Origin of the sequence: Roseibium aggregatum (genome assembly GCF_017309185.1) — a bacterium.
Lineage (GTDB): Bacteria > Pseudomonadota > Alphaproteobacteria > Rhizobiales > Stappiaceae > Roseibium > Roseibium aggregatum_B.
This window is the reverse complement of record NZ_JAEKJZ010000004.1, coordinates 34,286-49,644: the sequence shown is the minus strand read 5'-3', so window position 1 is coordinate 49,644 and position 15,359 is coordinate 34,286. Positions and strand designations below refer to the sequence as shown.

The window sequence follows — 15,359 nt, the reverse complement described above, 5'->3', positions numbered from 1 at the left end:
TTTTAATTGTGACAAACGATTTCAACCCAGAAAAAAATAAAATTGTAAGCAGCTAATGCATACAGGTGCGAAGACAATGGAGAGATGCAGGATGAAATTATTTCGAATTTAATTCGAAAATTGGCGGGAGTTAGGGGCACATGCACAAAGTCTTCGACGAGGCAGCGTTCTCTTCAAGCGTGCACATCAGCACCACTGAACCTATGATAGAAACCACCGAGCTGAAAACGAGGGGCGACAGAACTCACTCCGACACAAACGCCTTCTCACCGGGAAGTCACTTTGAACTCGTCAGGGTTATCGAGCGAATGTACCGCCGTTACCTCGACCGTCTGCGTGTAGACCTGAGCAGAATAGGCGCCGACGACATCTCACCCTCCCATGCAATGCTCTTGTTCACCATTGGAGACGATGACCTTTCCGTCAGGGATCTGATGGACCGCGGTCATTACCTTGGGTCCAACGCCTCCTACAGTCTCAAGCAACTGGTTCAGTCAGGCTATGTCGACCGATCCGCATCCGCGCGCGACCGGCGGTCCGCCCGTATCCGGCTCACCGACAAGGGCAAGCAGCTCTGCAAGGCGATCACCTCCGCGGACGAGGTGAACCAGAACCAGATCGTCAGGAGCGAGCAGGACCGGCGAGCTCTTGAAGAAACGATCTCGATGCTGCGCAGGCTTGAAGTCGTCTGGGCGACGGACATCCAGCAGCATACCACTCGGCCGGTCACAAACGGCTTTTAAGCGCGGGCGAAACCGATGCACATCGTGTTCGTGCACAGGCACGGGCCCGGGCAGTTTGTTCACATTGCCCGGCGCCTGATCGCTGAAGGCTGGACTGTCACTCTCATTTGCGAAACGATTGACCGGCCGGTTCCCGGCCTCAGAGTGCTCCGCTACGCAGATACCGGTGGCAACAGCCAGGCCGCCGGCGTGCAAAAGGGGGCGAAATCCATACCCTATATCGAGGCCGGGCGCCGGGTCGCCGCGATCCTCAACCGTATGAACTTCAGCGGACGCAAACCGGATCTCGTCATGGGCCACACCGCCTGGGGCGGCATGTCGTTCATAAAGGACGTCCTGCCGGATACGCCCGCCATCGGCTACTGCGAGTATTATTTCCAGCCCAAGAGCGGCGACGTCGGGTTCGAGCCTGGCGAAACCGAGACGCTTCAGCAACGCCAGACCATCCGTCTGCGCAACGCGGTTCAACTGACTGCGCTGGACCAGGTGGACTGTGGCATCAGCCCGACCGCCTGGCAGAAAAGCCGTTACCCTGAAGCCTATCGGTCGAAAATCCTCGTTCATCACGAAGGCATTGACTGCCACCGGGCCCGTCCCGATCCGCTGGCGACCTTCCGTCTCGCGGACGGAACCCTGCTCACGGCCGGCGATCCCGTTGTCACATTCGCCGCAAGAGATCTGGAGCCCTATCGGGGGTTTCCGCAATTCATGCGCGCGGCCGCAATGGTCGCCGAACACAACCCGTCGGTACGCTTCGTCGTTGCCGGCGGCGACGGCGTCAGTTACGGGCAGTCCGCCGGGGAAGGCACCAGTTGGCGGAAGGTTCTGCTTGAGGAAACAGGGCTGGCTCCCGACCGTATCCATTTTCTGGGGCAGATCCCGCACAAGGACCTCATCCGCCTGTTCCAGGTCACAGCGGCCCATGTCTACCTGACCTATCCCTTCGTGCTGTCGTGGTCGCTGCTGGAGGCGATGGCCTGCGGCGCGCCCATTGTCGGATCGCGCACCGCACCGGTTCAGGAAGTGATCGCCCACGGAAAAAACGGCCTCCTGGCAGACTTTCAGGACGTGGAACAAATCGCTGCAAGAATTGAGGATATGCTTGAGAGGCCGGAGGCCCAGCAGACCATGCGCGCCACCGCGCGGCAAACCGTCCAGACCCGCTTCGAGCTGACGGATTGCGTTTTGCGCCTGCAGACGTTCCTTCAGAAGATCATCGCGAGAGGATCGCGATCCGACGGGAAAGCCTCACAGGTTCAGTTTCCATGACCGACAGGCAGTCTCGTGATCACGTGCGCCCGAACAACGCTCCGGCCTGTTCCGCCGTGTAGCGTCCAAGGCGGATATCTTCGTCGATCAGTTTCGGATCGCGGTCTTCCGGCTTGCCGTAACCGCCCCCACCGGGGGTTCCGACACGCACCCGGTCTCCGGGCTGAAGCGGAATGTCCTGAGCCTTCGACAGATGTTCCGGAATGACCTCCTCCCCCCCCTGGGTGACGCGAACGGAGTTGGGCAGGCCATCCTTGCCGCCAAGCGCGCCTTGAGGCCCGAAGCGGCCGTGGTCCATGACGAAGCTCGCCGTCGCATGGCCTCGCAACAGCTCGATCTCATAGTCGAGCCCGAATCCGCCGCGATGCTTGCCCGCGCCGCCTGAACCCTCGCGCAACGCATAGCGGTGATAGAGAACCGGAAACTGCTGCTCCATGATTTCCACCGGTGGGGCTTTCGAAATGCCGATGGTCGAACAGCCGTTCGACAGGCCGTCGTGGTCCTGATTGCCACCGTAGCCGCCACCGGAAATCTGATACATGACGAAGCCCCGGTTGCGCGCCGGATCGTGACCGCCGAGCGCGAAGTTGCCCGAACTGCCCGCGGGCGCCGCCGTTACCCGGTCTGGCAAAGCTTCCACCAGCGCCGCGAAGACCGCTTCCGCGATCCGCTGGCTGACTTCCGCCGCGCAGCCCGAGACCGGACGGGGATAATGCGCATCGAGAAACGTTCCTTCGGGCCGCAGAACGGTCAGAGGCTCGAAGGCCCCGGCGCTGATTGGGACGTCCGGGAAGATGTGGCGCATGGCCAGGTAAACGGACGACAGGGTGGTGGCCAGAACCGAATTCATCGGCCCCATGCAGGGTTTCGAGGACCCTGTGAAATCGAAGGTCAGCTCGCCGTCCTTCGCGATGATCGCCAGCCGGATTTCGAGCGGCTCGTTGACCACACCGTCACTGTCGACGTAGGCGACCGAGCGGTAGGTGCCCTCCGGGATCAGCCGGCAATTGGCCCGCATCTGGTCGGCGGCCCGGTGACGCAGTTCCGAAATGGCTTCGCGCACCACATCGTCGCCGTAACGGTCGAGGATCCGGTTCAATCGCTCCTCGCCGACCAGGAGCGCGGCGGCCTGGGCCTTCACGTCGCCGATCCGCTGCTCCGCCACACGAATGTTGGAGCAGATGATGGAGTAGATCTCCTCGTCCAGCTTGCCTTCCTTGAAGAGCCGCACCGGCGGCAACCGCAGACCTTCCTGCTCAACGGAGGTGGCCGACGCCGAAAATCCGCCCGGCACGGCCCCGCCCGTATCCGGCCAGTGCCCCGTGTTGGACAGCCAGCAGAAGATCTCGCCGTCGCGGTAAAACGGCATGGCAAAGCGGACATCCATCAGATGCGTACCGCCGAGATAGGGATCGTTGACGATATAGATGTCGCCCGGCTTCGGAGCCGCGACGCGGCCGTCGCCGATCATCTCGATCAGCGTCCTTGTGGAATACTGCATGGTGCCGACAAAGACCGGCAACCCTTGCGCACCCTGCGCGATCAGCGAGCCGTCGACCGCGGAATAAATACCGTCGGAGCGGTCGTTGGCCTCGGCGATCACCGGCGAAAAGGCGGCGCGGGAAAAACTCAGATCCATCTCGTCGCAGACCTGCTGCAGACCGGACTGGATGACGCTCAAGGTAATCGGATCGATGGTCATGCGCCGGCTCCCAGTTCGATGATGATATTGCCGTCCGCGTCCTGAACCGCCTTGTCGCCCGGGTCGATCACGATCGTCGTGTCCATCTGCTCGACGATCGCCGGCCCGGAAATCTCCGCGTCGAGCGGCAGGTGATCGCGCCAGTAGATCGGGGTCTCCACCGGACCGTCGAACCAGACCTGGCGGGTGCCCGCCCGCGCCTCTTCAAGAGTAGCCTTGCGCCCCTTCGGATCGATCAGCAGCGACAGGTCGACCTCCGCCCGCCGCCCGATCACCGAACAGTTGACGTTGACGAGGGTCGCCTTGATTTCCGGCAGCTCGACCCGGAAGCGGGCGAAATAGGCCTTTTCGAACAATGCCTGCAAATCCTCGACGCTCGGACGCGGTCCGGGCAGGGGCACACGTAGCAGATGGGTCTGCCCCTGGAACTGCATGTCGACCGAATAGATCTCCTTCAGATCCTCGATCTCGACCTTTTCCTTTTCGATCAGGGCCCGGCCGTCGCCCGCCTGCTGATCGAAAAGCGCATGAACCTGGGCGATATCCAGCTGGCTGAGCGGCTTGTTCACGGTGTTGACGTAGTCGTGCCGGAGATCGGCAACCACACAACCGAGCGCGTTGGTAATTCCGGGCCGCGACGGCACCAGCACTTTCGGGACAGCCAGTTCGCGCGCGATCGCCGTGGCATGCAGCGGCCCGGCGCCACCGAAGGCGAACAGGGCATAGTCGCGCGGGTCCTCGCCAAGACTGATGGAAACCATCCGGACGGCATCCGCCATGCGGGTATTGGCAATGCGCAACACCGCGGCCGCCGCCTCCTGTGCGCTCACGCCCAGCGGCGCACCCAGCCGCTCCTCGAAAACCTTCTCGATATCCGCAAGAGACACCTTCGCGGAAGCCGCGTTCAGCTTTTCCGGATTCATCCGGCCAAGCAGAAGATTGGCGTCGGAGATCGTCGGTTCCGTGCCGCCGCGCCCATAGCAGATCGGGCCCGGCGTGGACCCGGCACTTTCCGGCCCCACCTGCAGCAAACCGGCTTCGGTGATCTTGGCAATCGATCCACCGCCCGCGCCAACCGTGCGCACATCCACCATGGGGACGTGGATCGGCATGGCGTATTCGATCTCGATCTCGTTGGAAACGGCCGGTTCCGCGTTCCGGATCAGGGCCACATCCGTGGAGGTGCCGCCCATGTCGTAGGTCAGGAGATTGGGAATGCCCGCCCGCCGGCCGGTATAGGCGGCCGCCATGACACCGGAGGCCGGACCGGACATGACGGTCTTGGCGGCTTCGACCGACACCCGTCGCGCCGACACCATGCCGCCGTTGCCGTTCATGACCAGAACGTCGTGCAGGTACCCCTTGTCGGCAAGCTGATCGGCGAGCCGCTCGACATAGCGGCGCAGCAGCGGCTGGACGGAGGCATTGATCGCCGCCGTCACGCCACGCTCGAATTCGCGGCTTTCGGACAGCAGCGCGTGGCCGAGTGTGATGTTCTCGTTCGGCCAGATCTCCCGCGCGATTTCGCCCGCGCGCAATTCATGGGCCGGATTGGCATAGGAATGGAGGAAGTGGATAACCAGCGCCTCGCAGCCCTTGTCGATGAGAGCCTTCAGCGCCGCTTTCAAAGCGTCTTCGTCCAGCTCCTTGTAGACCGTGCCATCGGCATAGAGGCGCTCGGACACTTCCAGGCGCAGGTCGCGCGGGATTACGGGAACAAACTCCCCCTTCATGCCATAAGGATTCGGCCGCGTCCTGCGGCCGAGTTCCAGAATATCCCGGAACCCTGCGGTCGTGATCAGGCCGGTCTTGCACATCTTGCGTTCGAGCACGGCGTTGGTCGTGGTCGTCGTGCCGTGCACGATCAGGTCCAGGGTGGCAAGGTCCGTGTCGGCCATCTCGAGCGCCTTCAGGACGCCGATGGCCTGGTTGTCCAGCGTGGTCGGGGTCTTGGCCAGACGCACGGCCTTCGACCGTGCGTCATAGAGCACGAGATCGGTAAAGGTACCTCCGACATCGACACCGGCGACATTGGACGTCTCGACGTTTCGCACAGGATCGCCCTCTTGCGGGGCGTTGTCGATCGATGGGGTCACATTCATGTCTGCTGTTACTCGCGGCAATGTCGGAGGCGTGCGGCCAGGGGAGCGGCCGCGGTGTCTCAATTCAGTCTTTCGATTTGGCTTTGATCGCGGCCCGGATCTTGTCCGGGGTCGCGGGCAGATGGGCCACCCGGGCGCCGCAGGCGTCCTTGATGGCATTGATCACGGCCGGCGCGGTCGGAATCAGGCAGTGTTCACCCAGCCCCTTGGCGCCATAGGGGCCATGTTCGTCCCCTGTTTCCAGGATAAGCGTCTCGATGGGCGGCACGTCGCCGACGGTCGGGATGAGATAGTCGTGCAGGTTTTCCGTGCGGCCGGGAAGAAACTCCTCCATCAGCGCAAGACCGATCCCTTGCGCGACGCCCCCTTGAACCTGCCCTTCCACCAGAAGCGGGTTGATCGCCTTGCCGACATCGTGGGCGGCAGTGATCTTCAGAAGCCGGACCGTCCCGAGTTCAACATCGACCTCGAGCTCGGCCATCTGGGCCGTGGTGCCGAAAATCGCATAAGGAACGCCCTGACCGTTTTCATCCAGCGGCTTTGTGGGCGGGTCGTAGGATTCCACCGTTTCGAGCACATAAGTGCTGTTGTCCGCGGGAAGGTCCACAAGCCGTATCTCCCGCGCGCCATCCGTGTCTTTTACAGAAAGAACGCCGTCTCCCGGCAGGATCTCCGCCTGGTCCGACACATTCGCCAGCCGTAGGATACGCGCACGCAAGGCCTCTCCGGCAAGCCGGGCAGCGTTGCCGGTGATGAAGGTCTGACGGCTGGCCGAGGTCTTGCCCGCATCCGGGGTGAGATCCGTATCGGGACCGACGAGTTCAATCCGCTCGACCGGAACGCCCAGCGCCGTGGCGAAAATCTGGGTGATGACCGTGTTCGAGCCCTGCCCGATGTCGGTCGCGCCCTGGTGCAGGACGATCCGGCCCTCCCGCGTCACCCCGGCGCGGATGGTCGACGGGTTGGACATGGAGGTGTTGCCGCAGCCGTACCAGCCGCCGGCCACACCGACACCCCGGCGGACCGGGCCGCCCTTGGCATTGGCGGCCTCGGCTTCTGCCAGGGCACGGTTCCAATGCGGCTGCAACGCATCGAAACACTCAAGGATCCCCATCCCCTTTTCGAACACCTGCCCGGTAACGGTCGGATCGCCGTTGCGCAGGGCATTTTTTCGCCGGAACGCGAGTCGGTCCATGCCGAGCGCATCGGCCAGATCGTCATAAAGCGGCTCCTGGGCGAGCGCCGATTGCGGCACCCCGAACCCGCGGAACGCGCCGGACGGTGCGGTGTTGGTGTGGATTCCCGCGCTGCGGGCCAGATAATTCGGGGTCTTGTAGGGACCGGACGCATGGATCGGCACGCGGTTTGCGACGGTCGGCCCCCAGCTCGCATAGGCTCCGGTGTTGAAAACGCCGTCGAATTCGGCGGCAACGATGTTGCCCTCGGCATCCGCGCCGATCCGCATGGTTATGTCGGACGGATGCCTCTTGGTGGATGTGGAGATGGATTCCGTCCGGCTGTAGGTGACACGCACGGGCTTGTTCAGGATCCAGGCTGCGAGCGCCACATAGGGCTGTGCCGTAAGATCGAGTTTCGACCCGAAACCGCCGCCGACCGCGGTCGGTATCACGCGAATACTGTCCTGGGCGAGCCCCAGAAGACCGGCAAGCCCCTCCTTGTTCATGACCGGGGCCTGAGTGCAGCAGCGCACTTCCAGCCGGTCGCCGACACGCACGGCAAGCGCTGCTTCGGGCTCGATGTAGCCATGTTCGATAAAGCCCGTCGAAAACCGCCCCTCGGCCGTGACCGCCGCCGTTTTCATCGCCTCTTCCGCGTCGCCGTGCTTGACAAAGCCGCGGCACATGACATTGCCCGACCGCCCGCTGTGAAGATCCGGAACGGACGCGGCCTCATCGGGGACGAGGGCATGATCGAGAGGCGTGTAGACAACCGGGAACAGGCTCAGATCGAGAGCATTGACCACATCCGCCGGTGCGACGATCGCCGCGACCGCCTCATTCTTGAAACGTGTTTCCTTGACGGCGAACATCGGCTGGTCTTCGAACCCCGGGATGACCCCGAAACGGTTTTCACCGGGCACATCCTTTTCGGTCAGGATCAGATCCAGTCCGTTTTCCTGCTTGTATCTCTCCAGATCGCCGAACTCGAAGGCCGCCCGGTGATGGGGGCAGCGGACCAGCCTCAGGGTCAGGGCATGCGCCGGCGCGACATCGTCGCCAAACCGCTCGGTGCCGGTCACTTTGGGAAGACCGTCGATCCTCGCCATCGGCGCACCGACGCCTCCGGTCGGGTTTTCGGCCGGATTACCGCAATCCATGACGGCGTCGACGATCTTCCGGTACCCGGTGCAGCGGCACAGGACGCCGCCTAGCGCATCCTTGACCTGACCTTCGCTAGGCTTCGGCGTCTCGCGCAAAAGAGCGACCGCCGCGACCATCATGCCGGGTGTGCAGATACCGCATTGCGCGGCCTGATGACGCTGGAAGGAAGCCGCGAGGCTCCGGGCCGCCGGATCTTCCGCGAACAACCCGGCCTGGGTTTCGATCTTCGCCCCTTCGACCTGGCCGAGCGCGGTGGTGCAGGCGCACACGGGCGCCCCGTCGATGAGAACCGTGCAGGCCCCGCAATCGCCCGCGTCGCAACCGACCTTCACGTCGAGGCTGCCAGCTCTTTCCCTCAGCGAAAACGACAGGCGCTCGGCCGGCGGGGCATCGACGGCAACCGGCTTGCCATTCAGCTCAAAAGCAACGGCCGATTGCACTTCCAAATCCGTGAGCGCCATGTCTCAAGCTCTCCCTTCGCAGGCACGTTCAATGGCACGGCCAATGAGCGTCTTGGCAACATCCATCCGGTAGTCCGCGGACCCGCGCACATCGTCGATCGGGGAGAGTTCCGGAAGCTCGGCTTTGGACAAAAGATCCATGAACGCATCCGAGCCGGGCGCCGTCCCGATCAGGCCCTTTTCAAGCGAAGCCATCCGCTGCGCGACGGCAGAGCACGAACCCACGGCAACCGCCACCTTCGCAAGAGCTCCGTCCGCCGCACATTCGACGGCCGCCGCGACCATGGCAATGGAAATCACCAGATACCGGCGCGCGCCCAGTTTCAGGAATGCCGACCGGCCGTCCGGCGCATCCTGGACGAGAATGGCAGTGACCATCTCCCCGGGCGCGAGTGCCGTTTTGCGCACGCCGGTGATGAAGTCCGCGACCGGCACGGTCCGGACACCTCCGGGACCGGCGACTTCCACCGCCGCGTCCATCGCCAGGAGCGGCGGAACACCGTCCGCCGCAGGCGAGGCATTGCAGATGTTGCCCGCGATCGTACCCGCGTTCTGGATCTGGATCGACCCGACTTCCGCGGCCGCAAGCTGCAGAGCCTTGAACTGAAGCGGAAGCGCGGCGTTCTTGATCTCGGACCAGGTCGTGGTGGCGCCGATCCGCCAGACCCCGCCAACCTTCGCAATCCCTTTCAGGGCCGCGATCCGGCTGAGGTCCAGAACCGGCTCCCGCGCTGTTTGCCCCTGGCGCGAAGGAAAGAAATCCGTCCCTCCGGCAAGCAGGCTGACGGACCCATCGGCCATCAGGCTCAAAGCATGTTCAACCGTTTCCGGTCTGTGGAATTGCATCGGCGTCCTCAATGCATTTCATTTGTATGCTAACGATTAAATCCAGAATGAACAGGATCTGTCAAGCAATGAGATTGAACTTCATGCTCAAGTTTTATGCACGCACTTTTCCATTGCATTTTGAAAGATTATTCGTTTGTATGCTAACAAATTTCTCGCGACAGAGATCGCTCGTGCGCCTAACTCAGGAGTTCATGACATGTCAGAGACGCTCGACGCCGAAACGCCCATTCTGGCAGGAAACCCCTCCCCCTTTCCCGTTCCCAAGGGCTGCTACAGCTTAACCGTAAAAGAAGTGCAGCACTATACGGACACCCTTTTCCGCTTCCGTCTGAGCCGCCCTCAGGAGTTCCGGTTCCGCTCCGGCGAGTTCGTCATGATCGGACTCCCCAACGCGGAAAAGCCGGTCTTTCGGGCCTATTCGGTCGCCAGCCCGGCCTGGGACGAGGAACTCGAGTTCTACTCCATCAAGGTTCCGGACGGCCCTTTGACCGAGCATTTGCAGAAAATTCAGCCGGGCGACACCGTGCTCATGCGCAAGAAGGCCACCGGAACCCTGGTCAACGACGCTTTGCTGCCCGGGAAAAGGGTCTGGATGTTCTCCACCGGCACGGGCATCGCGCCTTTCGCCAGCCTGATCCGCGATCCGGAGACCTATGATAAATTCGACCAGATCATCCTGACCCATGGTTGCCGGACCGTCGCGGAGCTGAAATACGGCGAGGACCTCGTCGCCGGCCTCTTTCAGGACCCGCTCATCGGCGAGCTCGTCGGCGACAAGCTGTTTCACTACACGACAGTCACCCGCGAGGACTTCGCTCGGCAGGGGCGGCTGACGGACCTGATTTCCAGCGGCAAGCTTTTCGACGACCTGGGCCTGCCGAGAATGGCCCCGGAAGACGACCGGGCCATGATCTGCGGTTCCATGGCCATGCTGAAGGACACCAAGGAGCTCTGCCTCAGCCACGGCCTTGAGGAAGGCGCGAACAACAAGCCGGCGCAATTTGTCGTCGAACGCGCGTTTGTCGACTGATCAAGTGACGCGATTTGCGGCAAGACTGCTCACCAATTCAGCGATCTTGCACCGCAAACTCCATTGACAGAAAAATTGAAGACTGTTTGCATACTAACAAATGCAGACCTGCATTGAGGGAGCCCGGACGGTGACGACAGCAAGTGTCAAACCAGAGAAGATCCGTTGTGACGCGTGCCCGGTGATGTGCTACATCGCCGAGGGCCGGTCCGGGGCATGCGACCGCTACGCGAATGAAAACGGCCAGCTCGTCCGCCTCGACCCCCTTAAAATCCTTCAGAAGATCGAAGCCTCGAACGGCGACGTGGTTCCCTTCCTGGAACGCGACTGGGACGGCGAACTCGTCCCTGCCAATGACGGCTTTGTCACCGCCATCGGAGCCGGAACCACCTATCCGGATTACAAGCCGGCCCCGTTTATCGTGTCGTCGGAAGTGGACGACGTCGACATGATCACGGTGGTGACGGAAGGCATCTTCAGCTATTGCGGCGCCAAGGTGAAGATCGACACCGACCGGCACCTCGGCAACGAATGCGCCCCGGTGCGGGCGGACGGTGAAGTCATCGGTCATGTGACCACCTCCGAATACGGCAGCCAGATGCTGTCTCTCGGCGGCGTGCATCACCTCACCGGCGGTTCCAAGAAGGAAGGCCGCGTCACCTGTGCGGCCCTGCTCGCGCTCTGCAACGGTGAGGAAGTCGCCCTTGAGATCGACGGCGGCGCGGCTCTGACCGTTCAGGCGGGAAAACCGCCCGTCATCAATGGCGCACTGGAAGAACGCATGCGCGTCGGCTGCGGCTCAGCGACCGTCGGCATGTTCGCCGCCCAGTGGAAGGGCCTTGTCGATGAGGTCGTCGTGGTCGACGACCACATCACCGGCGTCATGTCCGAGCACCAGGCCGGCAAGGTGATTGGCTGGGAACCGACCGGGATCAAGATCAATGGCCGCCGCTCCACACCCGGCCGCTATTTCCAGGTTGCTGAACCCGGCACCGGCTGGGGCGGCACCGATCTTCAAGACCCTCTCGCCATTCTGGGCAAGTTCGACCCGAAGACCGCGAAACCCGGTCTGTCGTTGCTGATGGTCTCCACGACCGGCGAGCATTCCGCCTATTTCGAGCTGAACGAAGACCTCGTTCCCGAGCAAAAGGACATGCCCGAGCGCCTGCTGCCCTCCGTCAGGCGGATCGAGGAAAACTGCGAGCCGGCGCTTGCGTCGGTTCTCTTCATGGCGGGAGCCGGCGGTTCGCTGCGCTCGGGCGTGACGGAACACCCCGTCGGCCTGACCCGTTCGGTCCAGAAGTCGCTGACCTACGTGAGTTGCGGCGGTGCCCCGGTCTACATCTGGCCGGGCGGCGGCATTACCTTCATGGCCGATGTCACAAGACTGCCGAAAAACGCCTTCGGTTATGTTCCGACACCCGCGCTTGTCGCTCCGATCGAGTTCACAATGCGGGCGGAAGACTATCGGGCTCTGGGCGGTCACATGGACTACGTCATGCCCTTGTCGGAGGCCTTGTCGGGCAAGACGGGCCGCCAGAACGACCATATTCTGAAGGGTCGGCGGGGCGTAACGCCCGAGGGCGACAATCCGTGGCCGACCGGACCGGGCAACTATCCCTGGAGGAAAGCTGCCGGATGAACGCCAGGGTCTGGTCAGAAGGCGCTCGCGCGCAACGTCTCCCGGATGGCCGCAGGCTGCATCTGCAACACGGTCCGATCGACCTGATTGTGGAAGCCTTCGGTGAGCGGACGGAAGTCGAACGCGCCTACGACCAGGCCTGCGCGGTCTTTCCCGAAATCCTTCCGGAGCTGGCGGGCGAGCTGACCCGCCTGCGTGCTCCTGAAGGCCCACAGCCACAAGGCCGGATCGCCCGGCGCATGTGCGACGCGGTTCAGCCCTTTGCGCCGGAGTTCGTCACCCCGATGGCCGCCGTTGCCGGCAGTGTGGCGGATGCGGTCCTTTCGGCCCTTTGCGCCGGACGCAGCCTCACAAGGGCCTATGTCAACAATGGCGGCGACATTGCGCTTCACCTTGCCGAAGGCCGGTTCCGGATCGGGATCTGTACCGACCCGGTGACCGGCAAGGCAGGCGGCGTGATCGATCTTTCCCCGGACGATAGCATTGGCGGCATCGCAACCAGCGGCTGGCGCGGGCGCTCCCATTCTCTCGGCATCGCCGACGCGGTCACCGCGCTCGCCGCGACGGCGGCACAGGCGGATGCCGCTGCGACCGTGATCGCCAACAAGGTGGACCTGCCGGGATCGCCTAAAATTGCCAGAACCCCGGCCAGCGAACTCGCCCCCGACAGCGACCTGGGCCGGCGGCTGGTGACGACCGATGTCAGACCTCTTTCATCGAAAGACATTCAAAATGCGCTGGGTGCCGGCGAACGAGCCGCCCGACTGTACCGGTCGCGCGGGCTCATAAAGGGTGCGGGTATTTCACTTTCCGGGGACTACAGAACCCTGGCATACAAACAAGAAACCATAACGGATCCAAGGGAGGCGGCCTGTGCCTGAGCCGGTCATTCGCAAGACAGCCATCGTGCTGGAAGAAATTTTTCACGAGGGCGGCCCTGCCGCGGAAACGCCTTTGCGCCGTGCCGCCATCCTCACCGTGATCAAGAACCCCTTTGCGGGCTCCTACGTGGAAGACATCGCCGGGTTCATGGACGACCTGAAACCGCTCGGCGTCGATATGGCGAAACGCCTTGTCGAAGTGCTCGGCGGCGATGCGTCGGTTGTTGAGGGCTACGGCAAGGGCGCCATCGTCGGCACCGCCGGGGAACTGGAACACGGCGCGCTCTGGCATGTGCCGGGCGGCTATTCCATGCGCGAGATCCTGCCCACATCCAACGCCATCGTGCCATCGACCAAGAAGATCGGTGGCCCGGGCACCCGGCTGGATGTCCCGGTTACCCATTGCAACGCCTCTTACGTGCGGTCTCACTTCGACGCCATGGAAGTGGGCCTCGCCGACGGACCGAAGTCGGATGAAATCATGCTCGTCCTCGTCATGACGACCGGACCGCGCATCCACGCCCGTGTCGGCGGCCTGAAAGCCTCCGAAATCAAGGGGGAAGACGGTCTCAGATGACGGCGAAGATCCGGAAAATCTTGAGCTTTCTGGATAGCGTCGAACGCGAGTTCGACCGCACCGTCACGCCTTCCTCGGTCCGGATTTGCGCCGCCGCCGTGGTCGAGAACCCCTGCGCGGGCCGCTATGTCGAGGATCTTTCCCCGCTGCAGGACATCGGCGCGGAAATGGGTAAACTGCTGGCGGAACGCTGTCTGTCGCTTGGCGGGCTCGACCCGGCGGACATCCAGAGTTTCGGCAAGGCGGCGATGGTCGGCGAGGACGGCGAAATCGAACATGCCGCCGCCGTGCTGCATCCGACGCTTGGCGCCCCTCTGCGCGCGGTGCTTGGCGGCGGCAAGGCTCTGGTGCCGTCGTCGAAAAAGATGGGCGGACCGGGCGACACTCTGGATGTGCCGCTCGGCCACAAGGACGCCGCCTATGTCCGCTCGCATTTCGACGGCATGCCTGTTCGCGTGGCCGACGCACCGAGGCCCAATGAAATTCTGATTGCGATCGCACTCGCTCCCGGAGGCCGTCCTCTGCCCCGGGTCGGCGGCCTGAAACATGAGGACTTCGTCGGAGACGACGGCCTGAGATAGACTGTTCGTGAGGGAGAAAGCCATGGAGTTCATTCGCAATGCCTGGTACGTCGCCGGCTGGTCCTCGGAGATCGACGGGGAACTGCGCCGGTTCACGATTCTCGATGAGCACATCGTGATGTACCGCAAGTCGGACGGCACGGTCGTGGCCCTCGAGGACCGCTGCCCGCACCGTCTTCTGCCGCTCTCCCTCGGCAAGCGGATCGGCGACGACATACAGTGCGGCTATCACGGCATGACCTTCGACTGCGACGGCAAGTGCGTCCGCATCCCGGGCCAGAACAACCTTCCCGCTTCCGCCTATGTCGATGCCTATCCCGTTCATGAGCGCCACGACATCGTCTGGATCTGGATGGGCGACAAGGACAAGGCGAACACCGACGACATCTTCGACATGCCGGAATTCGACGATCCGAACTGGGCGGTGCATCAGGGCGACGCGCTGCACCTGAAATCGAACTACCTCAACGTGGCCGAAAACCTTGTCGACCCGGCCCATGTCAGCTTCGTTCACCCGACGACGCTCGGCAACGCCTCGTCGGAAAACGTTCCGGTCCATGTGTCCACGGAAGGCAAGGCCATCGTCGCCTGGCGCTGGATCCGCGACAGTGAGCCGATCGGTTTCTTCAAGAAGTTCGGCGGCTTTACCGAGAACGTCGACCGCTGGCACTACTACTATCTCTACACGCCCTGCACCGCGGTCATCGATTTCGGCAGCGCCCTGACCTCCGACAACCTTGCCGAGGACGAGCGCAACAAGGGCAACCGGATCTTCGCGCTGCATTTCATGACACCGGTCACCGCCGACTACACCATCGACCGCTGGATGCACATCCGCAACACGGCGATCGACGACGAGACGGCATCGGAAAGCATGGACGCCATGTTCCGCATCGCCTTTCAGGAGGACAAGGAAGTCCTCGAGGCGATCCAGAAGGAAGAGGAACGGCCCGCCAAGCGGCGGCCGATCCGCATCGCCATCGACAAGGGACCGATGGTCTACCGCAAACGCATCAACGAACTGCTGGAATTGGAGAGGACACACGACCTCGCATCCAATCCGACTCCGGCCTATGTCTACCACGATTGACCCGAAAACAGCCGGATCAACCGGCGAGGGCACTTGAAATACAGACAAAGAGCAGTCACCAAGATTGCCGGTATCACTCACCAGAACGAG

The 15,359-nt window shown here is 62.8% G+C and carries 12 protein-coding genes; 8 read left to right on the top strand and 4 right to left on the bottom strand.

Annotated features, from left to right (window positions below; genetic code table 11):
- The first annotated feature begins 140 nt into the window (after positions 1-140).
- Positions 141-743: a MarR family winged helix-turn-helix transcriptional regulator gene (locus JF539_RS17960; RefSeq protein ID WP_236042555.1), complete on the top strand. Its 603-nt coding sequence runs from the start codon at positions 141-143 to the stop codon at positions 741-743.
- Between the two features lie 15 nt (positions 744-758).
- Positions 759-2,012, top strand: coding sequence for a glycosyltransferase (locus JF539_RS17955; protein WP_207142100.1), 1,254 nt, complete (start codon positions 759-761; stop codon positions 2,010-2,012).
- Positions 2,013-2,031: 19 nt separating this feature from the next.
- On the opposite strand, the gene JF539_RS17950 is transcribed toward JF539_RS17955, so the two are convergent.
- The 4 genes from JF539_RS17950 to JF539_RS17935 all read right to left on the bottom strand — a co-directional run bounded on the left by JF539_RS17950 (position 2,032) and on the right by JF539_RS17935 (position 9,465).
- A complete protein-coding gene (locus tag JF539_RS17950) occupies positions 2,032-3,714 on the bottom strand; it encodes a hydantoinase B/oxoprolinase family protein (protein WP_207142099.1) in 1,683 nt (560 codons plus the stop codon).
- Positions 3,711-5,816 (bottom strand): hydantoinase/oxoprolinase family protein, encoded by a 2,106-nt coding sequence (locus JF539_RS17945; RefSeq protein ID WP_207142098.1) that lies wholly within the window; start codon positions 5,814-5,816, stop codon positions 3,711-3,713. Before JF539_RS17945 ends, JF539_RS17950 begins: the two co-directional genes overlap by 4 nt.
- A gap of 64 nt (positions 5,817-5,880) precedes the next feature.
- Positions 5,881-8,619 carry a molybdopterin-dependent oxidoreductase gene (locus JF539_RS17940; protein ID WP_207142097.1) on the bottom strand — a complete coding sequence of 913 codons (2,739 nt, stop codon included), beginning with the start codon at positions 8,617-8,619 and terminating at the stop codon, positions 5,881-5,883.
- Positions 8,620-8,622: 3 nt separating this feature from the next.
- Entirely contained in the window at positions 8,623-9,465 is an 843-nt protein-coding gene (locus JF539_RS17935) for an FAD binding domain-containing protein (RefSeq protein ID WP_207142096.1), read from the bottom strand.
- A 199-nt stretch (positions 9,466-9,664) separates the two neighbouring features.
- Here JF539_RS17935 and JF539_RS17930 point away from each other — a divergent pair, with 199 nt between their 5' ends.
- From JF539_RS17930 to JF539_RS17905, 6 genes are all read left to right on the top strand, one after another.
- Positions 9,665-10,498, top strand: a complete 834-nt coding sequence (locus tag JF539_RS17930; RefSeq protein ID WP_207142095.1) for a ferredoxin--NADP reductase — start codon at positions 9,665-9,667, stop codon at positions 10,496-10,498.
- A gap of 100 nt (positions 10,499-10,598) precedes the next feature.
- Positions 10,599-12,140, top strand: a complete 1,542-nt coding sequence (locus JF539_RS17925; RefSeq protein WP_419247689.1) for a 6-hydroxynicotinate reductase — start codon at positions 10,599-10,601, stop codon at positions 12,138-12,140.
- Entirely contained in the window at positions 12,137-13,021 is an 885-nt protein-coding gene (locus tag JF539_RS17920; RefSeq protein WP_207142094.1) for a UPF0280 family protein, read from the top strand. The genes JF539_RS17925 and JF539_RS17920 overlap by 4 nt, the downstream gene beginning before the upstream one ends.
- Positions 13,014-13,598 carry an amino acid synthesis family protein gene (locus tag JF539_RS17915; protein ID WP_207142093.1) on the top strand — a complete coding sequence of 195 codons (585 nt, stop codon included), beginning with the start codon at positions 13,014-13,016 and terminating at the stop codon, positions 13,596-13,598. Before JF539_RS17920 ends, JF539_RS17915 begins: the two co-directional genes overlap by 8 nt.
- The gene (locus JF539_RS17910) at positions 13,595-14,179 is read left to right on the top strand and encodes an amino acid synthesis family protein (protein ID WP_207142092.1); all 585 of its coding nucleotides are present in this window, start codon (positions 13,595-13,597) and stop codon (positions 14,177-14,179) included. Before JF539_RS17915 ends, JF539_RS17910 begins: the two co-directional genes overlap by 4 nt.
- Positions 14,180-14,201: 22 nt before the next feature.
- Entirely contained in the window at positions 14,202-15,269 is a 1,068-nt protein-coding gene (locus tag JF539_RS17905) for an aromatic ring-hydroxylating dioxygenase subunit alpha (protein WP_207142091.1), read from the top strand.
- Positions 15,270-15,359 lie beyond the last annotated feature (90 nt).